Origin of the sequence: Pseudomonas sp. MWU13-2862 (genome assembly GCF_023242495.1) — a bacterium.
Lineage (GTDB): Bacteria > Pseudomonadota > Gammaproteobacteria > Pseudomonadales > Pseudomonadaceae > Aquipseudomonas > Aquipseudomonas gingeri_D.
In genome coordinates this window covers 125,354-146,912 of record NZ_JALMEZ010000005.1, presented here as the reverse complement: position 1 = coordinate 146,912, position 21,559 = coordinate 125,354, and the positions used below count along the sequence as shown (strand labels likewise).

The window sequence follows — 21,559 nt, the reverse complement described above, 5'->3', positions numbered from 1 at the left end:
GCATATCCCACGGACACCCCGCCTCGTCCGCCACCTCTACCCTTGAAGGAGTTATACCCATGCCACTCACTGGCCAATGCCGCTGTCGCGCCACGAGCTACACCCAGGCTGATCCTGCCGGACGGGCTGCCCACCTGGCCACAGGGCCAGACGCCAGTAGCGTTCGCTAAAGCGTCAAGAGGAAAGGAGGTAGTGATGAGTCACCCAGTATTCGCCTACGGCAGTTGTCGCTGTGGCCAGGTCGTTTTTGAACTGCGCGCCCCACCGATCATCACCACGGCCTGCCATTGCACCGGCTGCCAGAAAATGTCGGCCAGTGCGTTCTCCCTCAGTGCGCTAGTGCCGAACGAGCAGTTCGTGATCACCCAAGGCGAGCCGGTGATCGGCGGCTTGCACGGGACAACGCGACACTACTTCTGCCCTCATTGCCTGAGCTGGTTGTTTACCCGCCCAGCGGGCAACGAAGCGATCGTCGGTGTCCGCTCCAGTCTGCTGGATAACCCACGACAATTCGCTCCGTTCATTGAAACCTGGACTCGTGAAAAGCTGCCTTGGGTCACCACCGGGGCCGTGCATGACTTCGAGGCGTTCCCCGAATCACAGGACTTCATAACGCTGGCGCAGCAGTATGCGCAGCGGCATCAGGCATAGGGATTCAAGCAAGGCGCTGTTCAACCAGCAATACCAGCGCGATGAGCGACTGTCCGTGCTGCCCAATGTGCAGCGTCTCAGCTCAACTCTCGTGATGAAGCAAGTCATTCAGGATCGAGCCCTCGCGCTGTGATATCAGCGCCTGTCCGCTACACTTCTCGGAAAGACAAAACGCCCTTGAATCACACTCGAAAAGATTGACCAACACAACAAGAGCACCCAAAAAGATGATTTCACTTTAATAAAAAAAACATAAGCTACACAAAGCCATTTCAATCACATGGATGTGTTGTTCATGCTCACAAAAACAACTTCAGCTTTCAGCGCCAAGTGGGCGGATACCAAGCTCAAGATCAGTCATGTGATTCTCTTTGTGGCGGCGGTCTGTATCTCATTGATCGGCATCAGCCTCTGGGGAATCTCCAACTCCCTGGGGTATCACCTGCATGAAAAAGAGATCGAGATGTCAAACCTCTCGAAGGCCTTGTCGTCCAGCATAGCCGCCACCCTCACCCAAGCCGATACCGCCATACTCGGTGTCCAGGAACGGATCAACGTTGAAGGCACTGGGCCGGAGGAGCTGAAAAATCTGGAGATCATATTAAAAGCTCAACAAAAACGCCTACCACAAATCTATGGCTTTTCCATTTACGACGAACAAGGACGTTGGTTATTAAACTCAAACGATAGAAACCAATCCAACTTGAACAACTCGGACCGCGACTATTTCATCTACCATCGCGACCATGCCGGTTCCACTCCATTCCTGGGCCCTCCGATCCGCAGCCGCCTGACAAACGAATGGGTCATCACCCTATCGCGCAGGATCGATCATCCTGACGGCAGCTTTGCAGGCGTGGCAATAGCCACTGTCTATCTTAAATACTTCCTCAGCCTCTACGACAGCATCGACATGGGCAAGAATGGCATCATCAATCTCACCTCCTCGGCAGGGCAGATCATCGTGCGTCACCCCTTTCACGACACTGAGGTGGGTACGGACATTTCAAGCGGGGAGGTATTCGCCTTATTGACGCCGGGTGTCGCCTCGGGCACCGCAACAATAAGGTCATTTATTGACAATGTCGTAAGAATCATCAGTTTTCACCGCGTCGATGGCTATCCGCTTGTGGTCATCGCGGCTTTTGAAAGAGATGAAATATTGACGGACTGGCGTCGAGAGTCCCTTGCGAGTTTTATCATATCGTCCATATTGCTGCTTATTCTCGGCCTGCTGGGCTACCGCCTGATAAAAATCATGAGCCAGCAGATTCAAGCACAAAAAGAGCTGCAATATTCCGAAAGGGCCTACATCGAGGCGAACAAGGCGCTCGGCCAACTGGCACTCGAAGATGGCTTGACCGGGCTCTCGAATCGCCGCAAGTTCGACCTGTTTATCGACTCGGAAATAAGTAAAGCCCAGCGCAAACCCGATGACCTCGCCCTCATCCTGATCGATATCGATCTGTTCAAGAAGTACAACGACCATTACGGCCACGTACAAGGCGATGAATGCCTGAAATCCGTGAGCACCCTGATCAAGAAAAATATCACTCGGGAACATGATCTTTCGGCCAGGTATGGCGGAGAGGAATTTGCCATCGTCCTCCCTGGTACTGATTATGTCGGCGCTTTTATCATCGCCGAGAAAATCCGAACAGACGTGGAGCGCAGTGCCATTCAACACTGTGAATCACCGGCCAAGGTCGTCACCATCAGCATTGGCATCAGTGCCTTGTCCGGATCAAAGGCCGACACCCCCGAGCAGTTGATCGATATCGCTGACAAAGCCCTGTACGTCGCAAAATCCAATGGCCGAAACCGGACGGTTATTTCCAACAATCTGTCCAGCGCCCTGGCCTGATGGGCTCCATCGGCGGCACGCTGCCAGCACTGCAGCTTGACTCAGCCCTGCCAGCCCAACCCCAAGGCCTTGTGCAACGAAGCAAAATCCTTCAGCAATTCACTGTCCCCGCTCACTCGATTCTGCTCGGCATCAAAGCGCGTGCGCTCGGCATTCAGCCAGTCCAGGGTGCTGGCGGTACCGGCGTCGTAGCGTTCTCGGGTCAAGCTCGCCGCGCGGGCCGATGAGGCTTCGATATCACGGAGCAGGACCACGTTTTCACGCTGGTGGCCGTAGCGCGCCAGGGCGGTATCCGCGTCGCGCAGCGCGCCGAGGACCACGCCACGGTAATGGGCCCGGGCTTCGTCGACGCCGCCTTCGGCGCTGTCGACATCGGCTGCCACACGACCGAAGTCCAGGGCGTTCCAGGTCAGGCGCGGGACCAACAGCCAGGTGGCGTTGTCCGTGCGCAGCAGATGCGAAGGCGCCGCGGCACTGAAGCTGAGGTCACCCGTCAGGGACAATTTGGGAAACCAGTCGGCCTTTTTCTCGCCGACCTGCGCGGTGCTGGAGGCCAGTTGACGTTCGGCGGCACGAATGTCCGGGCGGGATTTGATCAGCGCCGCCGGGTCGGCGATCGGCACACTGGCGGGGACGCTCGGCAACGCACCCGGTTGACCGAGCCGGCCGTCCAGTTCGCCCGGCTCCAGATCACAGAGCACCGCCAGTTGATCCAGCGACTCAATGATCTGCGCCTGCAACGGCAGGCGCTGCGCACGGGTGGTCTGCCATTGGGTGGTGACTTGTTCCAACTGCAATTGCGAAGCCACGCCACGGCTGCGACGCTGCTGGGTCAGATCGACCACCTGGGCTTCCAGGCCCGCCGAGGCATCGACCAGGGCCAGGCGGGTTTGCTGGTCACGCAAACCGACATAGGCCTGCACGACTTCGGCAGCCAGTTGCACCTGGGCATCGGCCAGGCTCTCGGCCGAGGCATCGGCACTGGCAGAAGCCGCCTCGATGGCGCGACGTGTACCGCCAAACAGGTCGACTTCCCAGCTGGCATCGAAGTCCGTCAGATACAGCGACAGCGGCCCGCGACCACCACTGCTCTGCTGCCCCGTCAGGCTGGAAAGGTCGGGAGAGCGCATACGAATCGCCGTGGCATTGGCACTCATCTTGGGCAGCTCGGCGGCCTGCCGGCCGTGCAGCCCGGCCCGCGCCTGGCGCAAGCGCGCCTGGGCCACGCGAATATCCGAGCTGTCGTTGAGGGCGGTTTCCACCAGGCTGTCGAGTTGTGCATCCCCCAGCTCACGCCACCAGTGGGCAACCGCCGGGGTGCTGACGGCAATGGGATCAGCGTGGGCGAAACGTCCCGCAGCCACGGTTTTCTCGGCAACCGCGGGCGCACCGTGGTAATCGGGGCCGACGGTGCAACCGGCGAGCAGGCCCACGATCAGGGCCGAAATCAGGGTTCTATCGATCATCGTGCAGGGCTCAGCGCAAGGGTCGGTTTCTTGAGTAAGAGGGCCAGGGGAATACACAGGGCCAAGGCAATACCCAGCAGGTAGAAACAATCGGTGAAGGTCATGACCGACGCCTGCAAGGCGATGTCGCGACTCAACTGGCCGACCGTCTGCAATTGCGCCAGGGCCTGGTCACCGCCCTGGCTCATGAAGGACGCCGTCTGCGCCGCCATATGGTCCTGGCCCAAGGTGCTGTTGGCCGTCAGCGATTCGCGAATCATCGCGTCGTGATAGCTGCTGCGCCGATCGATCAGCACCCCGGTCAGGGCCAGCCCGATGGAGCCGCCGATATTGCGCGACATGTTGTAGAGCCCCGCCGCCTCGCCTTTTTCGTGGGGCAGGACAGCCGCCATGGTGATCTGGTTGAGCGGCATCATCGCCAGGATCTGGGCGAAGCCGCGCACCAGCTGCGAGGCATCGAAATCATGGCCGACACTGTCGATCGTCAGATTCAGGCTCATCATGCAACTGATCACGAACAGCACCAGCCCGGTGCCCACCAGCCAGCGGCTGTCATAGCGCTGCATCAGCCGCGGCAGGATCGGCATCATCATGAACGCCGGTACGCCGGAGAGCAGCATGATTGCCCCGGATTGCTGGGCGTTGTAGCCGGCAATGCTGTTGAGAAACTGCGGCAGCAGGTAGGAAATCCCATAGATGGCCGCCCCCACCGTCGACACGATCAGAATCACGCTGGCGTAGCGCGGGTTACGCATCAGGCTGAGCTTGATGATGGGCTGGCGGGCCGTGAATTGACCGATAGCGATCAGGATAAAACCCAGCAACATCAGCAGGCTCAGACCGACAATCAGCGAGGACTCGAACCAGTGCTCACGCTGGCCCTCTTCCAGGATCACCGTCAGCGAGCTCAAACCCAGGGCCAGGCCAAGGATGCCGATCCAGTCCGCCTTGATGAACTGTTGAAGGTCGGCTTTTTCCGGGCGGATGCCGGTCCAGAGCAAGGCGATCAGCGCCAGGCTGATGGGCAGGTTGAGAAAAAAGCACCAGCGCCAACTGGCGTTCTCGGTCAACCAGCCGCCCAGTACCGGCCCCATCAAGGGCCCGAGCAAAACGGTGAGGCCGAACATCGACATGCCGATTGCCATCTGGTGCCGGGGCAAGCGGGTGCCGATGATGGTCTGTGCCGTGGGGATCATCGCGCCACCGGCAAAGCCCTGGCCGACGCGCGCCAGGATCATGCCCGTGAGGCTGCTGGACATGCCGCAGAAAAACGAAAACAGCGTGAAAGCCATTGCCGTGCCCATCAGGAACCGGCGCAAGCCGAAGACCCGGGTCAGCCAGGCCGCCAGCGGGATCATGACGATCTCCGACATCAGGTAGCCGGTGGCGATCCAGGTGCCTTCCGTGCCCGAGGCGCCGATCTGCCCCTGGATCTGCGGCAAGGCCGAGTTGGTGATGGAGATGTCCAGCGTGGCCAGCAAGGCACCGAGGGAACCGGCCGCGACCGCGATCCAGTCGGTCACCGAGGCATTGGCCTCCTGCGGCGCGCCCTGCGTGGTGGCGGCCGTCGCGGCGTTAGCCATGGTGGCGGGTGTCCACGTCGACGGTCACCGACAGGCCCGGCATCAGCACCGCGCGCGCCGACTCCGGCACATCCAGCTGGATACGCACGGGGACCCGTTGGACGATCTTGGTGAAGTTGCCGGTGGCGTTCTGCGCCGGCAACAGCGCGAACTGCGAACCGGTGCCGGGCGAGAGGCTGTCGATATGCCCGCTCAGATCTTCACTGCCCAACGCGTCAACGTGCACCGTGACTGCCTGGCCAGGTTGCATATGGTGAATCTGGGTTTCCTTGAAGTTGGCCGTCAGGTATAGCGCCTGCACCGGCACCACGGTCAGCAGGCGCGTACCGGGCTGGGTGAACTGACCGACCCGCACACTGCGGTCGGCCACCCGGCCGGCCAGGGTGCTGATCACCGTGGTGTCGTCCAGGTCCAGCTGCGACTGCCGGGCACTGGCCTGGGCCACCGCCAGTTGCGCCTGGGCCTGCTGCAATTGTGCCTTGAGTGTGCCGATGCGGGTTTCGGCCGCGCGCAACGAGGCTTGATGCGCGGTCAGGCCGGTGCTGGCCTGGGCCAGTTGATTGTTGAGGTCGGCCAGATGTTCTTCCGTCTCGGCACCGGAACGGGCCAGTGGCGCGTAACGTTTGACCTGGGTCTGGGCGTGCCGCAGGTCGGCGTTGGCGCCGTCCAGTTGGGCGCGAACCTGGGCAATGCTGGCCCCCTGCTCCACCAACTCGGCTTCGGCCCGGGCCACATCGGCCTGGTGCGAGATCACGGTGGCTTGGGCTTCGTCGAGCGCCGCCTGATACTTGCGCGGGTCCAGGCGCACCAGCGGCTGGCCGATACTCACGGTTTCGTTGTCACTGACCAGCACTTGCGCGACATACCCACCGACCTTGGGCGCCACGGTCATGCTGTCGGCCTGCAGGTAAGCGTCATCGGTGCTTTCAATAAAACGCCCGCTGAACCACCAGTGCGCGCCCCAGCCGGTCAGCGCCAGCAGCGCGACAACGCCGACCCCGATCAAGGCTCGTGGCGGCTTGTTGCGACGCTCGGAAAGATTGCTGTCAGCCACGGGCTCAAGGCGACCGTGTTGACCGATAGGCTGATCGACGGACATGCCGCACTCCAAAATATTCCAGTTGGTAAAAAATGCGGCGATGGCGAATTTATGTCAAGTGATATAATTTGTCCGGGCATTCTTTTTCCAGGCTTACCCATGGCACGACATCGACCAGCAAATGAAGGCGGCTACCAGCGCGGGGAAGAAACGCGCCTGCGGATTATCGAAGCCGCCGTGGACCAGTTCGCCACCCATGGTTTCGAAAGCGCCTCGACGCGCCAGATCGCAACCGCTGCCGGGGTCAATGCGCCGGCGCTGCAATACTATTTCGACAACAAGGAAGGGGTTTACCTGGCCTGCGTCGAGCACATCCTCGCGCAGCTCTGGGCACAGCTGACCGACGAGGTCTCGGCCGCCGAAGCGGCGCTGGAAGATCCCCACGCCGATGACCAGACATTGATCGAGCGTTACCTGGATATTCTTGGCGTCTTCCTGTCGTTCATTCTCGAGACGCCGGAATCCGCCGACTGGCGTCGCTTCATGGCCTGCGAGCAAGCCGGCCTGGGTCCGCCATCGGCCGCCAAGCTGATGGAGCAAGGCCTCAATCAGCGGTTGTCCCACGTCACCCGCAGCATCGTCGGGCGCCTGACCGGACGGCCCGCCGATGACGAAGCCACGATCATCCGGACGATGGCCCTCAACAGCCAGAGCATCGTGTTTCGCGTGAAGCGCGCGCCCGTCCTGCGGGCGCTGGGCTGGGACACCATCGACCAGCAACGCATGGAAACCGTGCGCAACGTGATGCTGTCACAGAATCGCCTGACGCTGCTGGCGCTGGTCAACGAGCGCGACGCGGCAGGCGCGGAAACGGCGCAGTGACGCCTTTAACGAGCCTTTAGGCCAAACGCGGTTGCCAGGCTCTTCGCGCCTTTCGGCGTCAGATTCAGGGCCCTGGAGTCGAGATGGCGGTTCACCCAGCCGCGCTTGAGCAGCAGGTCCAGAAGGGCTGCGCCCAACGCACCGCCGATATGTGGTGAGCGCTCGCTCCAGTCCATGCAGGGATAGGCCAGGCGTCGGCGTTGGCGCGACACGGCCTCGATATCGATGCCCAGACGCACCAACGACGCGGCGCCCGTTTCCGTGAGGACATAGTCCTTGCCCTGCTCTTCGATCCAGCTCGCCTGCAACAAGGCGTCATGCAGTTTGACCGCGACTTCCCCGGCGATATGGTCATAACAGGTCCTGGCCCGCTTCAAGGCCGAAGGCGTGCTGGGCTGAAACGGCGTCATGCGCCGATCAGTCAGCGATAACAAGGCCTCCAGCGCATGCGCCACCTGGGGATTGGCCAATCGGTAATAGCGATGCCGCCCCTGGACCAGCATCTCCACCAGCCCCTGCTCACGCAAACGCAAAAAATGGCCGCTGGCGGTGGACGCGCCGATATCGGCCACGGCGGCCAACTCCGTGGCCGTGCGCGCGTGCCCATCCAGCAGGCTGCAAAGCATCCGCGAGCGGGCCGGATCAGCAATCGCACCGGCCACCGCCGCCAGGGAAAGATCAGCCGCTTCGACATCCATAGTTCACTCCTTTGCGAAGTATCGCGGTTTTTTCATCATCATACTGATGCCAAACCACTTGAAGGGATTCACCCATGCAGCAATCGAATTTTTTTGGCCGAAAGGTCGTGGCGGCGACCTTTGTGATGGCGGTATTCGGCTGGGGGATCGGCTTCTACGGTCCGCCGATCTTCCTCTACGCGGTGATTCAGCGAACCGGCTGGTCGCTGCCCTTGTGCTCGGCCGCCGTCACCCTGCACTTTCTCGCGGGCACCCTGGTGGTGGTGAACCTGCCCGTCTTGTACAAGCGCCTGGGTCTGCCCCGCACCACTGTGCTCGGATCGATCCTGCTCGGCATCGGCGTCTATGGATGGTCGGTAGCCGATCAACCCTACCAATTGTTCCTGGCCGCACTGCTCAGTGGATTAGGCTGGGTGACCATGGGGGCCGCCGCCGTCAACGCGCTGATCGCCCCATGGTTTGTGGCCAAGCGTCCGGCCGCCCTGGCGATGGCCTATAACGGCGCCAGTATCGGCGGGGTGATCTTTTCATCCGCGTGGGTGTTCCTGATCGACCGGATCGGCTTCACCCAGGCCGCGCTAGGGGTTGGCCTGGTGTCGGTAGCGACGATTGCCGTGCTGTCGATCAAGGTCTTCAAGGTTCGGCCTGAAGACCTCGGGCAATATGCCGATGGGGCGGATCAGCCACCTGAGCAGCCGACCGTCTCCCCGGGTAGCAAGGCAACCTCGCTATGGTGCAATCGTCGATTCGTGACATTGGCGGCCGCCATGTCCCTGGGATTGTTCGCCCAGATCGGGCTGATTACCCACTTGTTCCTGCTGTTGGTCGATCACGTCACAGAGGCAAAGGCCGGATTGGCAATGGGCCTGGCAACGGCAAGCGCCATCGCCGGCCGGTTTCTGGTCGGTTGGCTGATGCCACCCAATGCCAACCGGCGCACCGTTGCCTGCCTGAGCTATGGCTGCCAGTTGCTCGGCTGTCTGGTCATGACCGGATTAGGCAGCTTCCCCGATCTGCTGTGGCTGGGGGTCATCCTCTTTGGCGCTGGGATCGGCAACGCCACCTCCTTGCCACCGCTGATTGCCCAAGCGGAATTCCCGCGCCAGCAAACACAACGCGTGGTGACGCTGATCGTCGCCACCGCCCAAGGCTGCTATGCCTTTGCGCCAGCGTTCTTTGGTGCACTGAAGTCACTGGGCGGGTCCCATGGCGAACTGCTGCTGTTGGGGCTGGCGGCCGGGGTCCAGGGGCTGGCGATATTGGCTCTGGTGGTGGGTAACCGACATTCGGCTCAAAAAATTCCGGAATTCAGCCGGCCCTCACACTGACGGCGGCTTTGACCGGGTCTACTTGCTGCAAGCCGCCGAAGTGTTGAGCTCCATGGCCGTTGTCGTCCTCTTCATGGAGGTTACCGCTCGCCGGTTTCATCAAGAAAGAAACCACGCTGTGCTAGTTTTTCCACCACTTACCAGCAGCACTGGTTTCACCTATCAAACGTTGAGATAGAGCATGTCACGAGTTTTTCCCGGTACAGCAGCTTGGGTCTTTGGCATCAGCGCAACATTGCTCAGCACCTTCTCGAGCGCCGCCTCGACAGTCGCCGCCTCACCTCAGATCATGAGCCTCTGCCAGCCCGCCGCCACCAGCCCATCCGCCAAGCATCTGCTGGCTGCCGCACAAGGGCATCTCGGCGATGGCACCCACGCCCAGCCCCATCTGCATACGGAAGGTACCCTGCCGAACCAGGGCATCCGTGAGCAGAGCATCGCGGCGGAAAAGGATTGGCCGGTATTGCGCCAAGCCGCCCTGGCCTGGCGCCTGAGCGCCGATCCGCGCTATCTGCAACAGGTCGACGAGGGACTTGCCGCCTGGACCCGCACCTATCAGCCGGACTTCAACCCGATTGACGAGACCAATCTCGATCAACTGATCGATACCTATACCCTCACCGCCAACGCACTCAGCCCGCAAACGCGGGCCGCCAGCCAGGCCTTCCTGCGCGAGCTCGGAAACGGCTACATCGCGCAAATCCGGCAGTTCCACGGTTCGAAGGGCGGTAAGGAGATCAACAACTGGCAGAGCCATCGCGTCAAGCTGGTGACAATGGCCGCCGCCGCACTGGCTGATCACGCCATGCTCGAACAGGCCTTCCAGCTGTTCCAGCAACAGGTGGCGGACAATCTCCTGCCGGATGGTTCGGTGTTCGACTTCAGGGAGCGCGATGCACTGCACTACGTCGTCTATGACCTGGAGCCGCTGGTTCAGGCGGCCCTGGCGGCCAAGCCCTACGGTGGCAACTGGCTGACTTACACCGCCCCCACCGGTTCCTCCCTGGTCCGTTCGCTCGATTGGCTGGTGCCCTCTGCCAACGGTCAACGCAGCCATCAGGAGTTCGTGCATACCAGCGTGAAGTTTGACCGCGACCGTGCCAACGTCGGAGAGGCCGGGTACAGCGGCACCTGGGAGCCGAAAAGCAGCAACAAACTCTACTGGCTCGCCGCGCAACTGGATGCCCGTTACTTGCCCCTGGCCCGGCAACTGGCACCCAACCCCCAGGACTGGATCGGAGCCTGCTACTTGAAGTAGACAGGACACTTTCGACTTGGCGTCGAACGATTCAGGTGTCGGTAAAGAAAATCGTCTGACGGGGCCATGCGTTATGTCCGTTAGGCGACATTCATGGACTTATTGGCGTTAGTCGGCAATCCGTAGACAGGCTAAAGTCCCTCTACTGTTTCTGGCTTCTGGATGACCCGCCTGATGACCCGCCCTCGTTTCCTGCCCGACAACTTCACCCTGACCCTGGTCAGCGTGGTGCTTCTCGCCAGCTTCCTGCCCGCTGGCGGCCAGGTCGCCGTCGGTTTCAGCTGGTTGACCAATATCGCCATTGCCCTGCTGTTCTTCCTGCATGGCGCCAAACTGTCGCGCGAATCGATCATCGCCGGCGCCGGCCACTGGCGCCTGCACCTGCTGGTGTTCAGCCTGACCTTTGTCCTGTTCCCGCTGCTGGGCGTCGCGCTCAAGCCGCTGCTGTCGCCGCTGATCGGCGACAAGCTGTATATGGGCATGCTCTACCTCTGTGCCCTGCCAGCCACGGTGCAGTCGGCGATTGCCTTCACCTCCCTGGCCCGGGGCAATGTGCCGGCGGCGATTTGCAGCGCGGCGGCGTCGAGCCTCTTCGGCATATTCCTCACCCCGTTGCTGGTGACCTTGTTGCTGGATGTGCACGGCAGCGGTGGCTCGACCCTCGATGCGATCCTGAAGATCAGCGTGCAACTGCTGCTGCCGTTCATTGCCGGGCAGATCGCCCGACGCTGGATCGGTGCCTGGGTGGGACGTAACAAGGCCTGGCTGAAGTTCGTTGACCAGGGCTCGATCCTGCTGGTGGTCTACAGCGCCTTCAGCGAAGCGGTGAACGAAGGCATCTGGCATCAGATCCCGCTCTGGGACCTGGCCGGCCTGGTGGTGGTCTGCGGCGTGATACTCGGGCTGGTGCTGCTGGCGTCCACCGTGCTGGGCAAGGCCTTTGGCTTCGACCAGGAAGACCGCATCACCATCCTCTTCTGCGGCTCGAAGAAAAGCCTGGCCACCGGCGTGCCGATGGCCCAGGTGCTGTTCGCCGGCAGCACCATCGGCGTGCTGATCCTGCCGCTGATGCTGTTCCATCAGATTCAGCTGATGGTCTGTGCGGTGCTGGCCCAGCGTTATGCCAAACGGCAGGAGTCGGTGGCTGAGCTGATGGGCCAGGTCGATCCTTGATGGTTTTGTCGGCTTTCGCGACCCGGCGGCCTATACGGCAGAAGCCTTGACGGCAACGCTGGCTGCGGACTTGCCGACCTGCAAGATATAGCCTCCCGACAATGGGCGGCTTTATTTTTTATTCTCGTCGAAATCTCGACGCGACTTCTCGATCTCATCCAGGTTATTGGCGGCCCAAACCCAAACGCCACAAAAGGCCGCGCTCAAGGTCACGCCTAAAGAAGTGAGGGTGTACTCGACTTTCGGGGGAACCACGGCGTACACCGTACGTTGCACCAATCCATCACGCTCCATCGCGCGCAAGGTCTGAGTCAGCATTTTCTGGCTGATGCCCTCTACCCGCTCGCTCAAACGAGTGAAGCGCAAAGGTTTTTTATCAATCAAGGCCTCAAGGATCAACATCGTCCATTTGTCCGCGACACGACCGATAAGGTCCGTCACCAACGATGAAATACGCGGATCTATGTCTACCGGGGGAGTCAGGCTGGAATAGAACCGCGCCGCCGCAATCTGCTCCTCGGTAAAGTTCGGAATGTCCCTCATCTTTTACACTCTCCGCCGGGTAAGTATCTAACGTTTGGGTGCCTTCTTTCATTTGGATAGTGTATCGCCCATGCTGGCCGCTCGTATCAAAAAACGAGGGCTAACCTGATGAAAATGAATAACCGTGTTGTCCTGATTACGGGCGCAAGCAGTGGGATCGGGCTCGAACTGGCTCGTCAATTGATGGCGCTAGGGAATACCGTAATTATTACCGGGCGCGATAGGGAGAAGCTCAACTCAGTCCAAGCGTTACTGCCTGGCATACACACTTTTCAAAGCGACGTGAGTGACCCGGAGAGTATTCGCTCATTATTTCTGAACGTCAGCGAACAATTCGCCAATCTCGACATACTGATCAACAATGCAGGTGTGATGCGTAATATCCGGCTGAAGAACGAGTCCGAGCTCGTCAACCTGACCCAGGAAATAGACATCAACCTGAATGGCCCGATATGGATGATCCAGCAGTTTCTTCCGATGTTACTCAAACAGCCCGAGAGCATGATCGTCAATATATCCTCCGGTCTTGCGTTTGTTCCCTTCCCCGCCGCGCCTATCTATAGCGCAGCAAAATCCGCACTCCATGCGTATACCCGATGTTTACGGGCGCAACTGAAGCAGTCCAGCGTCTCGGTTGTCGAGGTTGCTCCGCCGGGCACTGAAACTCCGTTATACCGAGACGAGTTTGCTCAGGAAATGAAGGGTACAAAAGGCATGGAGGTGGCGCTTCTGGTACGACTTGCAATCAAAGGGATAGAGGCCGGAAAGCCCGAAATCCGCCCAGGTCTCAGCAACGTACTGAAGATCGCAAGCCGAATCGCACCCGGGAGCATTTTCCGGCAGATGACCAGGATGAGTCAGCTTTTCGGCTGATTCGTCACACCGAACGGAATATGCACGGAAGGCACGACCGCGCTGGCCGACTTCAGGTGCCCCGACTGGTCGTCGAAGAAGATGTGCGGTTTCAGCACCGCCAGCACCCGACCTTTCTCGATGCCGCCGAGGAAAAAAGCGTCGTTGGCCATGACGCCCCAACTCTTCAGTGTATTCAGCGCCCGTTCGTGGGACGGCGCACTGCGGGCGGTCACGATGGAAACCCGCAGACGGTTCTTGTACTCGGCGTTCTGCGCCTTGTATTTCTCTTCCTCCGACTGGATCTTCGCAATACGCACAAAGAACTCCTTGAGAGGTCCCGGGTTGTGGGGTTGCGCCACATTTTTTACTTCATGGGCGTGAAAGCCCACCAGCCCGGACGCCTGCATCACCGACTCGGACTCATCCCCCGCGAGGACGCCATCAAAGTCGAAGGCGATCCTGAGGGTATCGTCATCCTCGTCATCATCGGATTTCGAGTCCATCACCTGACCCGCCGGATACCCGGCCTTGATGGCGGCATCCACATCGGTCTTGTCGGCCGAAAGAAAGAGCGCAATATTCAAGGCCGGGATGTACTCGTAAGGCGACTTGCCCTGCATGAAGATCGCCCGCGTCATCCCCAGCCCATAGTGATCGATGGTTCTCATCACCCGCAGCCCCGTGTCCGGATCATTCTTGGACAGCAGCACCACTTCCACCAGGGGGTCTTGCGGATCGGCGCTCAGATCATTCAGAGAGAGCAGGCGCTTGATAAAAGGAAAGGCGATACCCTTGGGCAACGGCTCGTCCAGCTTGCGCTCCTGGAATTTCCGATACTCCTCCTCCCCCTGACTCTTGAAGACCGCATCCGAAGCACTGAGGTCAAACACAGCGCTCGATGCCACGCCAATCACCAAGCGATTATCCAGCTCATAGGGCATAACCAATCTCCATCGTCATGGCGACATACTATCAGTAACCGCCAGTCGATGGCCGTGACCAGCCTGCCCCCCGGCACCTAGGAAAAGAATCGATTCTCCGGGCGTGGTAATCCGAGATTTTCCCGCAGGGTCGTCCCCTCATATTCACGCCGGAAAATGCCCCGTGCCTGCAACTCGGGAACCACCTTGTCGACAAAATCATCCAGTCCGCCCGGCAACCAGGAAAACATGATGTTGAAGCCGTCACTGCCCTCGGTCTCCAGCCATTGCTGCATCTCATCGGCAATGCTCCGGGCCGTCCCCACGAACGACAAACCGGCATAACCGCCGAGGCGCTGGGCCAATTGACGGACCGTCAGTTGCTCGCGATCAGCCAGGGCCAGCACCCGTTCGCGGGAGCTCTGGCTACCATTGGTTTCGGGGATTGGCGGGAGAAACCCGTCCGGATCAAACTTCGTGGCGTCGACCCCAAGGGCCACCGACAGCGAGGCCATGGCACTCTGCTCATGCACCAGGCTGTCGAGGTGCGCGCGGATTCGCCGGGCCTCCTCTTGCGTATCGCCCACCACCACAAAGGCCCCGGGCAGAATCTTCAAGTGTTCCGGGTTGCGACCGATCAGATGCATGCGGCGCTTGATGTCGGCATAAAACGCCCGGCCCTCCTCCAGGGTGCCGGGCGCGACAAAAATCACCTCGGCCGTTTCAGCCGCCAGCTGGCGTCCCGGCTCGGATGAGCCGGCCTGGACAATCACCGGCCACCCCTGCACGGGACGGGCGATATGCAAGGGTCCGCGCACGCTCAGATAACGGCCTTTGTGGTCCAGGGTGTGCAATTTGTCCGGATCGAAGTACACGCCGCTGTCGGCATCGCGCACAAAGGCGTCATCCGCCCAACTGTCCCACAACCCGGTCACCACATCGTAGAACTCCCGTGCCCGGGCGTAACGCTCATCATGGGAAAAGGCCTGCTCCAGGCCAAAGTTCAGGGCCGCATCGGGGTTGGCGGTGGTGACGATATTCCAGCCGGCGCGACCGTTGCTCAAATGATCGAGGGAAGCGAACCGACGGGCGATATGAAACGGCTCGTCATAGGTGGTCGATGCGGTCGCCACCAGGCCGATATGTTCGGTGGCCTGGCTGAGGGCGGACAACAATGTGAAGGGTTCGAACGAAGTGGCGGTATGACTGCGCTTCAAGGCCTCGATGGGCATATTCAGCAAGGCCAGGTGATCGGCCATGAAAAACGCATCGAACCGGGCGCGCTCCAGGCTTTGGGCGAAACGCTTGAGGTGGGTGAAGTTGAAGTTGGCATCGGGATAAGCGCCAGGGTAACGCCAGGCGCCGGTGTGGATGCTGACCGGACGCATGAAGGCGCCTAGTTTGAGTTGGCGTCGTGCACTCATGGGGAACTCCATCGTCAAGAAGATTCCCGAGCATCGACCGGACGAGCTTTGCCTGTCCAATAATCAAACGTGCTGGCTTATGCCATTGCGCTGCGGCCTTAAGCCGATTTAATGCGAAATGATCCCATGGTCAATCGCGTATTTGACCAGGGCCGCGGGCTTGTCGATGTTGAGCTTGCGGCGGATGCTCAAACGATGGGTTTCCACCGTGCGCACGCTGATATCCAGTTCTCGGGCCATTTCCTTGTTGTTCATGCCCTCGACCATCTTGCGCAGCACCTGGCTCTCGCGCGGTGTCAGCTCGTTATCGGCGGGCTTGTCGGCGATCAACCGCTGGGCGATGGCGGCACTGTAGAAGGTCCCGCCGCTGGCGATGGCTTCAATGGCGGCAATGATTTCCCGTGAAGGGGAATTCTTCAGCACATAACCACTGGCCCCGGAACGCACGGACTCACTGACATACTCCGTGTTGTCGTACATGCTCAGGACCAGGATCCTCAACAAGGGGTAGGTTTTGCTCAACACCCGGGTCAGCTCGAGTCCGTTCATGTCCTTCAGGCCGATATCCACCAGCAGCAGGTCCGGCTGGCAGCGCCGCACCATCTCCAGCGCCTCGGCGCCACTCTCGGCTTCGCCCACCACTTCCAGGGCGGGCATGATCGCCAGCAAGGCCTTGATCCCATCCCGGACCAGGGAGTGATCGTCGACCAGGGCGACGCGGATTGGGTAAACCAGGCTCATCAGGGGCGCTCGCTCTTGTTGTGGGCTGAGTCAGTACTTTGTAGCGGGCATTTTAAGCGGCAGCAGCACATCCAGCACACTTCTTCCCGGCGTCGACGCCAGCTCCAGGCGCCCGCCAAAATGCTCGACCCGTTCACGGATATTACGCAAGCCGATGCCGGCGTGACGCCGCTCGACCTGGGCGACGTTAAAACCGATACCGTCGTCGATCACCGTCAGCCTGATGGACTCGGCGGACCCGTGCAGGGTAATCGAAACGTTGTGCGCCTGGGCATGGCGTTCGATATTGGTCAGGCCTTCCTGCACGATACGAAACAACGAGACCGGCAGCCCATCGGCCAGTTGGCAATCGAATTCATTGTTGTCGTAGGTCACCAGCAACCCGCTGCGCTGCTCGAACTCGGCGGCGAGCTGACCGATCGCCGCCGCCAGGCCCAGGGTATCGAGCAAGGACGAGCGCAGGTCATGGGAAAGACTGCGCACCTCGCCAATCGCCTCCCCCAGGCGCTCGACGGCCTCTCGCAAAATACCCAGGCCCCGGTCCTGTCCTTTCTCCAGCACATGACTGGCCAGCTCGAACTGAAACTTGATGGACACCAGGACCTGGCTGATCCCGTCATGCAGCTCTCGGGAAACCCGCGAGCGCTCCTCCTCCTGCAAACTGACGATGCGCTGGGTCAAACGCTGAAGCTTCTTGTCCGCCAGGCGATGCTCGCTGACGTTCAGGGTCATGCCGCTGGCGAAGACCAACAGCACGGCCACCAGGGCGACCGCGGCAATCGCCAGCATGGTCTTGCGGATGCCCTGGGCCACCTCGTCACGGGCCTGCAGGGTGGCGCGCTCGACGTCCTCAAGGTAAATGCCGGTCCCGAGCATCCAGCCCCAATTATCCAGCATCACCACATAGGCGAGCTTGTCGGTCACCTGCCCTGTCGAGGGCTTGTTCCAGGCGTAGCGTTGAAAGCCCTCCCCGGATTCGGCACTTTTCAGCAATGCCTGGATCACCGGCAGGCCGTGGGGGTCCTTCATATCCCAGAGGTACTGGCCCACCAGCTCCGACTGTCGCGAGTGCATCAGGCTGCGGCCCTGGCGGTCGTAGACGAAAAAGTAGCCATTGATCCCGAAGCTCAGTTTGCGCAGTTCTTCCAGCACCTGCTGCTGGGCATGGGCGTCACCCTTGCCGTCGTCATAGAGCGGCGCGATCAGGCTTTGCGCCATGGCGACGTAGTTTTTCAGCTCCGCACGCTTGCTCGCCAGAATGCTGTCTTCGATCAGCTGCGCCTGCTGATCGCCCAGTTGGCGGTTCAGGGAGATCACTAGCGCGCAGATGACCGCGATAGCCAGGACCAGGGGCAGGATCCCCAGGGCAACGATTTTATGCTTGAGCTGCATGACGAATTCCAGGGACTCTCAGTAGAACTACGTAGAGGCTGCGTACGTAGTCGTGCGGATACTTTTGTTGACCGCATCCACGGATATTGGGCCAGCTCCGCACCGCGGACACAATTATAAAAATTACCGCCGCAGTCTACCGACTGTTGGCAGGAGACACGCAATGAACCGTCTGGCTAAACACCTTGTCTGGTTTGCCGTGGCTGTCCTGGGAGCGTTTGCGCTGAGTGTCGTGGCCCTGCGCCGCGGCGAAGCCATCAACGCCCTCTGGATCGTAGTCGCCGCAGTCGCTATCTACCTCGTCGCATACCGCTACTACAGCCTGTTTATCGCCAACAAGGTGATGCAGCTCGACCCCAGTCGCGCCACCCCCGCCGTCCTCAACAATGATGGCCTGGACTATGTGCCGACCAACAAACACATTCTTTTCGGTCACCACTTCGCCGCCATTGCCGGCGCGGGGCCGTTGGTCGGTCCGGTATTGGCGGCACAGATGGGCTACCTGCCCGGTACGCTCTGGCTGATCGCCGGCGTGGTGCTGGCCGGTGCCGTGCAGGACTTCATGGTCCTGTTCATGTCCACCCGCCGCAACGGTCGCTCCCTGGGCGATATGGTCCGTGAGGAAATGGGCCGCGTGCCGGGGACCATCGCCCTGTTCGGCTGCTTCCTGATCATGATCATCATCCTCGCGGTGCTGGCGCTGATCGTGGTCAAGGCCCTGGCCGAGAGCCCATGGGGCATCTTCACGGTGATGGCGACCATCCCGATCGCGATGTTCATGGGCATCTACATGCGCTACATCCGCCCGGGCCGTATCGGTGAAATCTCGGTTGTCGGCGTGCTCCTGCTGCTCGGCTCGATCTGGCTCGGCGGGCAGATTGCCGCCGACCCGGTCTGGGCCAAAGCCTTCACCTTTACCGGGATCCAGATCACCTGGATGCTGATCGGCTACGGTTTTGTCGCCGCGGTACTACCGGTGTGGCTGATCCTGGCACCCCGTGACTACCTGTCGACCTTCCTCAAGATCGGCACCATCATGGCCCTGGCCATCGGTATCCTGATCACCATGCCCGTGCTGAAAATGCCGGCGCTGACCCAGTTTGTCGACGGCACCGGCCCGGTCTGGAAAGGCGGCCTGTTCCCGTTCCTGTTCATCACCATCGCCTGCGGTGCGGTCTCCGGTTTCCACGCGCTGATCGCCTCCGGCACCACGCCCAAGCTGCTGGCCAGCGAAGGCCATGCCCGCTACATCGGTTACGGCGGCATGCTGATGGAGTCCTTCGTCGCCATCATGGCGATGGTCGCCGCCTCGGTCATCGATCCGGGCGTCTACTTCGCCATGAACAGCCCGGCGGCCGTGGTGGGCGCTGATGCAGTGAGCGTGGCGCAGACCGTCAGCAGCTGGGGCTTCGCGATTACTCCAGACGCCCTGCTGGCCGTGGCCAAGGACATCGGCGAAACCACCGTGCTGGCCCGTGCCGGCGGTGCACCGACCCTGGCGGTCGGTATCGCGCAGATCCTCCACCATGTGCTGCCGGGTGAAAACACCATGGCGTTCTGGTACCACTTCGCGATTCTGTTCGAAGCACTGTTTATCCTGACGGCGGTGGATGCCGGTACCCGTGCCGGACGTTTCATGCTGCAGGACCTGCTCGGCTCCTTTGTCCCGGCGCTCAAGCGCACCGAGTCCTGGACCGCCAACCTGATCGCCACCGCCGGTTGTGTGGCCATGTGGGGTTACTTGCTGTATCAAGGCGTGATCGACCCGTTGGGCGGCATCAACACCCTGTGGCCGCTGTTCGGCATCTCCAACCAGATGCTGGCCGGTATCGCGCTGATGCTCGGCACCGTGGTGCTGATCAAGATGAAACGCCAGCGCTATATCTGGGTGACCTTGCTGCCTGCCGCCTGGTTGCTGATCTGCACCACCAGCGCCGGCTTTATCAAGCTGTTCGACGCCAACCCGGCCATCGGCTTCCTCGCCCTGGCGAAGAAATACAGCGTCGCGCTGGACGCCGGCCAGGTGATCGCCCCGGCCAAGGACATCACCCAGATGCAGCACGTGATCTTCAACGCCTACACCAACGCCACGCTGACGGCACTGTTCCTGTTCGTGGTCTTCAGCATCCTGTTCTATGCCATCAAGGTCGGTGTCGCGGCCTGGGGCAGCAAGGAGCGTACGGATAAGGAGTCGCCCTTCCAGGCTATTCCGCAGGCTTGATCGAGGATTGCCGACGTAGATGGAAAAAGGCTCCGTATCGAAAGATACGGAGCCTTTTTCATTTATCCGCAGCCAGCACAATACCACCGGGCACATTGGCAAAGCCGCCCTCCCGCGTGGTGTTGACCACGCGCTCCAGCAGATAGCGCGCCGGGGGTTTGCCGACCGCCTTGCGGAACATGGTGACAAACCCGCTGGAACTTTCGTAGCCCAGGTCCAGGGCAACCGCCTGCACACTGTCACCCCGGGTCAGGCGTCGCAGTGACAGGATGATATGCAACTGTCGGCGCCAGCGACCGAAACTCACGCCGGTTTCCTGCAACAACAGCCGGCTCATGCTCCGCTCGCTCATGCCGATACGCGTAGCCCATTCGCTCATCGGCACCTTGGCCGAAGGCTCGTCCAGCAGCCGCTGCGCCAGTTGCCGTAGCCGCCGGTCTCGCGGCATGGGCAAGTGCAGGTCTTCCACCGGAGCCTCGCATAACTCGTCGAGCAACGTCGCGACCAGACGGGCATCGCGCCCCTGCTCGTCATACAGATGTGGCAGGCTCACCGCCCGCAGGATCAGTTCCCGCAATAGCGGCGAGACCGCAAGGGTGCAACAGAATCGAGGTAGATTGGCGACGGCCTCAGGCTCGATAAACAGGCAGTAGCACTCCGTTTCGCCAGAACTGCGAGCCACATGCAGCATGCTGCCCGGGATCCACACCGCACATTGCGGCGGCACGATCCAGACCCCGTCCTCGACCTCGCAATTGAGGATGCCGCGTACCGAATACAGCAGTTGTGCCTTGCGGTGCTGGTGCTTGGCATGCTCCCAGTCTTCGGAGACCAGGGAAGCATTCAGGGCATAAACGGGACGAGGAATGTTATCGACATCCCGTGAGCCCGCCAGATCGTCGGATGAACGTTGCATCAAGGAAATTGAACCTCGGGCCTGAGGGAACATTTGGCCGTTTTGAAAAATAGTGTGACCATATTGTGCAATGACGTCCAGTCGAGGGCTGGGTATCGTGTGGGTGATCCTATTGAGTACCCAGGAGTACGGACATGCGGGTCGATGCCACACAGTTCCCGCGGGTCTGGATACACACGGGCCGATCCACCTTGACCTAGGTAACCCCCATGCACCTCGTTGCCATCAGCACCGTTGAAATCCACGCAAGAGACAGTTGTTCAACAGCCCTGCAGGCTCGACTGAACGCATTGGTTGAAACCTTGCAGAACCTCTCCGGTTGCACCTCGTACAGCCTGACGCGCAGCTCTTCGCGCCATGACGTCTGGATCATGACCGGCTACTGGAACGCGTCGGCGACCATGGAAGCGCATTTCAACCTGCCTTGCCTGGCGGACCTGTTCGCCCTGACGCTGGAGCGACTCGCCGATACCCTCAAGTTCGGGACCTTTGTGCTTGGCGCTCCCGACGCAGGGGAAAACAACGCCAGAAAGTCGGGGCAAGCTGCTTCAAAAACCCAAAACCGCTCAGTTTTCGTGGACTGAGCGGTCTTGGGGCTGCCTCAC

General features: G+C 60.6%; 19 protein-coding genes and 1 pseudogene. 10 read left to right on the top strand and 10 right to left on the bottom strand.

What is annotated here, in order from left to right; translation table 11 throughout:
• The first annotated feature begins 195 nt into the window (after positions 1 to 195).
• The 3 genes and pseudogenes from M5C56_RS10940 to M5C56_RS10930 all read left to right on the top strand — a co-directional run bounded on the left by M5C56_RS10940 (position 196) and on the right by M5C56_RS10930 (position 2,515).
• Positions 196 to 651 (top strand): GFA family protein, encoded by a 456-nt coding sequence (locus M5C56_RS10940; protein WP_103499773.1) that lies wholly within the window; start codon positions 196 to 198, stop codon positions 649 to 651.
• Between the two features lie 40 nt (positions 652 to 691).
• Positions 692 to 784 (top strand): annotated as a pseudogene (locus M5C56_RS10935) (AsnC family transcriptional regulator); the annotation flags it as partial.
• Positions 785 to 946: 162 nt separating this feature from the next.
• Positions 947 to 2,515, top strand: a complete 1,569-nt coding sequence (locus M5C56_RS10930) for a sensor domain-containing diguanylate cyclase (protein WP_103499774.1) — start codon at positions 947 to 949, stop codon at positions 2,513 to 2,515.
• 41 nt (positions 2,516 to 2,556) lie between these two features.
• Here M5C56_RS10930 and M5C56_RS10925 read toward each other — a convergent pair whose 3' ends face one another.
• From M5C56_RS10925 to M5C56_RS10915, 3 genes are read right to left on the bottom strand one after another with little or no spacing between them, the layout of a single operon-like run.
• A complete protein-coding gene (locus M5C56_RS10925; protein ID WP_103499775.1) occupies positions 2,557 to 3,981 on the bottom strand; it encodes an efflux transporter outer membrane subunit in 1,425 nt (474 codons plus the stop codon).
• A complete protein-coding gene (locus M5C56_RS10920; RefSeq protein ID WP_103499776.1) occupies positions 3,978 to 5,564 on the bottom strand; it encodes a DHA2 family efflux MFS transporter permease subunit in 1,587 nt (528 codons plus the stop codon). The genes M5C56_RS10925 and M5C56_RS10920 overlap by 4 nt, the downstream gene beginning before the upstream one ends.
• Positions 5,557 to 6,663 (bottom strand): HlyD family secretion protein, encoded by a 1,107-nt coding sequence (locus M5C56_RS10915; RefSeq protein WP_103499777.1) that lies wholly within the window; start codon positions 6,661 to 6,663, stop codon positions 5,557 to 5,559. The genes M5C56_RS10920 and M5C56_RS10915 overlap by 8 nt, the downstream gene beginning before the upstream one ends.
• Positions 6,664 to 6,762: 99 nt before the next feature.
• Here M5C56_RS10915 and M5C56_RS10910 point away from each other — a divergent pair, with 99 nt between their 5' ends.
• On the top strand, positions 6,763 to 7,485 hold the full coding sequence (locus tag M5C56_RS10910) for a CerR family C-terminal domain-containing protein (RefSeq protein WP_103499778.1): 723 nt from the start codon (positions 6,763 to 6,765) through the stop codon (positions 7,483 to 7,485).
• 5 nt (positions 7,486 to 7,490) lie between these two features.
• Here the strand turns inward: M5C56_RS10910 and M5C56_RS10905 are convergent, their stop codons facing one another.
• Positions 7,491 to 8,183: a helix-turn-helix transcriptional regulator gene (locus M5C56_RS10905; protein ID WP_103499779.1), complete on the bottom strand. Its 693-nt coding sequence runs from the start codon at positions 8,181 to 8,183 to the stop codon at positions 7,491 to 7,493.
• A 74-nt stretch (positions 8,184 to 8,257) separates the two neighbouring features.
• Here M5C56_RS10905 and M5C56_RS10900 point away from each other — a divergent pair, with 74 nt between their 5' ends.
• The 3 genes from M5C56_RS10900 to M5C56_RS10890 all read left to right on the top strand — a co-directional run bounded on the left by M5C56_RS10900 (position 8,258) and on the right by M5C56_RS10890 (position 11,942).
• The gene (locus tag M5C56_RS10900) at positions 8,258 to 9,511 is read left to right on the top strand and encodes an MFS transporter (RefSeq protein ID WP_103499780.1); all 1,254 of its coding nucleotides are present in this window, start codon (positions 8,258 to 8,260) and stop codon (positions 9,509 to 9,511) included.
• Positions 9,512 to 9,692: 181 nt separating this feature from the next.
• The gene (locus M5C56_RS10895) at positions 9,693 to 10,769 is read left to right on the top strand and encodes an alginate lyase family protein (RefSeq protein ID WP_103499781.1); all 1,077 of its coding nucleotides are present in this window, start codon (positions 9,693 to 9,695) and stop codon (positions 10,767 to 10,769) included.
• A gap of 174 nt (positions 10,770 to 10,943) precedes the next feature.
• A complete protein-coding gene (locus tag M5C56_RS10890; protein WP_103499787.1) occupies positions 10,944 to 11,942 on the top strand; it encodes a bile acid:sodium symporter family protein in 999 nt (332 codons plus the stop codon).
• A 111-nt stretch (positions 11,943 to 12,053) separates the two neighbouring features.
• Here the strand turns inward: M5C56_RS10890 and M5C56_RS10885 are convergent, their stop codons facing one another.
• The gene (locus M5C56_RS10885; protein WP_103499782.1) at positions 12,054 to 12,485 is read right to left on the bottom strand and encodes a helix-turn-helix domain-containing protein; all 432 of its coding nucleotides are present in this window, start codon (positions 12,483 to 12,485) and stop codon (positions 12,054 to 12,056) included.
• A 108-nt stretch (positions 12,486 to 12,593) separates the two neighbouring features.
• Between M5C56_RS10885 and M5C56_RS10880 the strand changes: the two genes are divergently transcribed.
• Positions 12,594 to 13,358, top strand: coding sequence for an SDR family NAD(P)-dependent oxidoreductase (locus tag M5C56_RS10880; RefSeq protein ID WP_103499783.1), 765 nt, complete (start codon positions 12,594 to 12,596; stop codon positions 13,356 to 13,358).
• Here M5C56_RS10880 and M5C56_RS10875 read toward each other — a convergent pair.
• The 4 genes from M5C56_RS10875 to M5C56_RS10860 all read right to left on the bottom strand — a co-directional run bounded on the left by M5C56_RS10875 (position 13,343) and on the right by M5C56_RS10860 (position 17,817).
• On the bottom strand, positions 13,343 to 14,281 hold the full coding sequence (locus tag M5C56_RS10875) for a 5'-nucleotidase (RefSeq protein ID WP_247263141.1): 939 nt from the start codon (positions 14,279 to 14,281) through the stop codon (positions 13,343 to 13,345). The genes M5C56_RS10880 and M5C56_RS10875 overlap by 16 nt on opposite strands.
• A gap of 77 nt (positions 14,282 to 14,358) precedes the next feature.
• Positions 14,359 to 15,684 (bottom strand): LLM class flavin-dependent oxidoreductase, encoded by a 1,326-nt coding sequence (locus M5C56_RS10870; RefSeq protein ID WP_103499784.1) that lies wholly within the window; start codon positions 15,682 to 15,684, stop codon positions 14,359 to 14,361.
• 108 nt (positions 15,685 to 15,792) lie between these two features.
• A complete protein-coding gene (locus tag M5C56_RS10865; RefSeq protein ID WP_103499785.1) occupies positions 15,793 to 16,425 on the bottom strand; it encodes a response regulator transcription factor in 633 nt (210 codons plus the stop codon).
• A gap of 30 nt (positions 16,426 to 16,455) precedes the next feature.
• On the bottom strand, positions 16,456 to 17,817 hold the full coding sequence (locus M5C56_RS10860) for a cache domain-containing protein (protein ID WP_103499786.1): 1,362 nt from the start codon (positions 17,815 to 17,817) through the stop codon (positions 16,456 to 16,458).
• A 163-nt stretch (positions 17,818 to 17,980) separates the two neighbouring features.
• Between M5C56_RS10860 and M5C56_RS10855 the strand changes: the two genes are divergently transcribed.
• The gene (locus tag M5C56_RS10855) at positions 17,981 to 20,038 is read left to right on the top strand and encodes a carbon starvation CstA family protein (RefSeq protein WP_247263142.1); all 2,058 of its coding nucleotides are present in this window, start codon (positions 17,981 to 17,983) and stop codon (positions 20,036 to 20,038) included.
• A 58-nt stretch (positions 20,039 to 20,096) separates the two neighbouring features.
• Here M5C56_RS10855 and M5C56_RS10850 read toward each other — a convergent pair whose 3' ends face one another.
• Positions 20,097 to 20,954, bottom strand: coding sequence for a helix-turn-helix transcriptional regulator (locus M5C56_RS10850; RefSeq protein WP_103494370.1), 858 nt, complete (start codon positions 20,952 to 20,954; stop codon positions 20,097 to 20,099).
• Positions 20,955 to 21,163: 209 nt separating this feature from the next.
• Between M5C56_RS10850 and M5C56_RS10845 the strand changes: the two genes are divergently transcribed.
• Positions 21,164 to 21,538: an antibiotic biosynthesis monooxygenase gene (locus M5C56_RS10845; protein WP_103494369.1), complete on the top strand. Its 375-nt coding sequence runs from the start codon at positions 21,164 to 21,166 to the stop codon at positions 21,536 to 21,538.
• Positions 21,539 to 21,559 lie beyond the last annotated feature (21 nt).

Coding starts and splice junctions, on each gene's coding strand:
- M5C56_RS10940 (WP_103499773.1), top strand. CDS start 196: ATGAGTCACCCAGTATTCGCCTACGGCAGTTGTCGCTGTGGCCAGGTC.
- M5C56_RS10845 (WP_103494369.1), top strand. CDS start 21,164: ATGCACCTCGTTGCCATCAGCACCGTTGAAATCCACGCAAGAGACAGT.
- M5C56_RS10905 (WP_103499779.1), bottom strand. CDS start 8,183: ATGGATGTCGAAGCGGCTGATCTTTCCCTGGCGGCGGTGGCCGGTGCG.
- M5C56_RS10900 (WP_103499780.1), top strand. CDS start 8,258: ATGCAGCAATCGAATTTTTTTGGCCGAAAGGTCGTGGCGGCGACCTTT.
- M5C56_RS10890 (WP_103499787.1), top strand. CDS start 10,944: ATGACCCGCCCTCGTTTCCTGCCCGACAACTTCACCCTGACCCTGGTC.
- M5C56_RS10870 (WP_103499784.1), bottom strand. CDS start 15,684: ATGAGTGCACGACGCCAACTCAAACTAGGCGCCTTCATGCGTCCGGTC.
- M5C56_RS10855 (WP_247263142.1), top strand. CDS start 17,981: ATGAACCGTCTGGCTAAACACCTTGTCTGGTTTGCCGTGGCTGTCCTG.
- M5C56_RS10910 (WP_103499778.1), top strand. CDS start 6,763: ATGGCACGACATCGACCAGCAAATGAAGGCGGCTACCAGCGCGGGGAA.
- M5C56_RS10895 (WP_103499781.1), top strand. CDS start 9,693: ATGTCACGAGTTTTTCCCGGTACAGCAGCTTGGGTCTTTGGCATCAGC.
- M5C56_RS10850 (WP_103494370.1), bottom strand. CDS start 20,954: ATGCAACGTTCATCCGACGATCTGGCGGGCTCACGGGATGTCGATAAC.
- M5C56_RS10875 (WP_247263141.1), bottom strand. CDS start 14,281: ATGCCCTATGAGCTGGATAATCGCTTGGTGATTGGCGTGGCATCGAGC.
- M5C56_RS10920 (WP_103499776.1), bottom strand. CDS start 5,564: ATGGCTAACGCCGCGACGGCCGCCACCACGCAGGGCGCGCCGCAGGAG.
- M5C56_RS10865 (WP_103499785.1), bottom strand. CDS start 16,425: ATGAGCCTGGTTTACCCAATCCGCGTCGCCCTGGTCGACGATCACTCC.
- M5C56_RS10915 (WP_103499777.1), bottom strand. CDS start 6,663: ATGTCCGTCGATCAGCCTATCGGTCAACACGGTCGCCTTGAGCCCGTG.
- M5C56_RS10885 (WP_103499782.1), bottom strand. CDS start 12,485: ATGAGGGACATTCCGAACTTTACCGAGGAGCAGATTGCGGCGGCGCGG.
- M5C56_RS10860 (WP_103499786.1), bottom strand. CDS start 17,817: ATGCAGCTCAAGCATAAAATCGTTGCCCTGGGGATCCTGCCCCTGGTC.
- M5C56_RS10925 (WP_103499775.1), bottom strand. CDS start 3,981: ATGATCGATAGAACCCTGATTTCGGCCCTGATCGTGGGCCTGCTCGCC.
- M5C56_RS10880 (WP_103499783.1), top strand. CDS start 12,594: ATGAAAATGAATAACCGTGTTGTCCTGATTACGGGCGCAAGCAGTGGG.
- M5C56_RS10930 (WP_103499774.1), top strand. CDS start 947: ATGCTCACAAAAACAACTTCAGCTTTCAGCGCCAAGTGGGCGGATACC.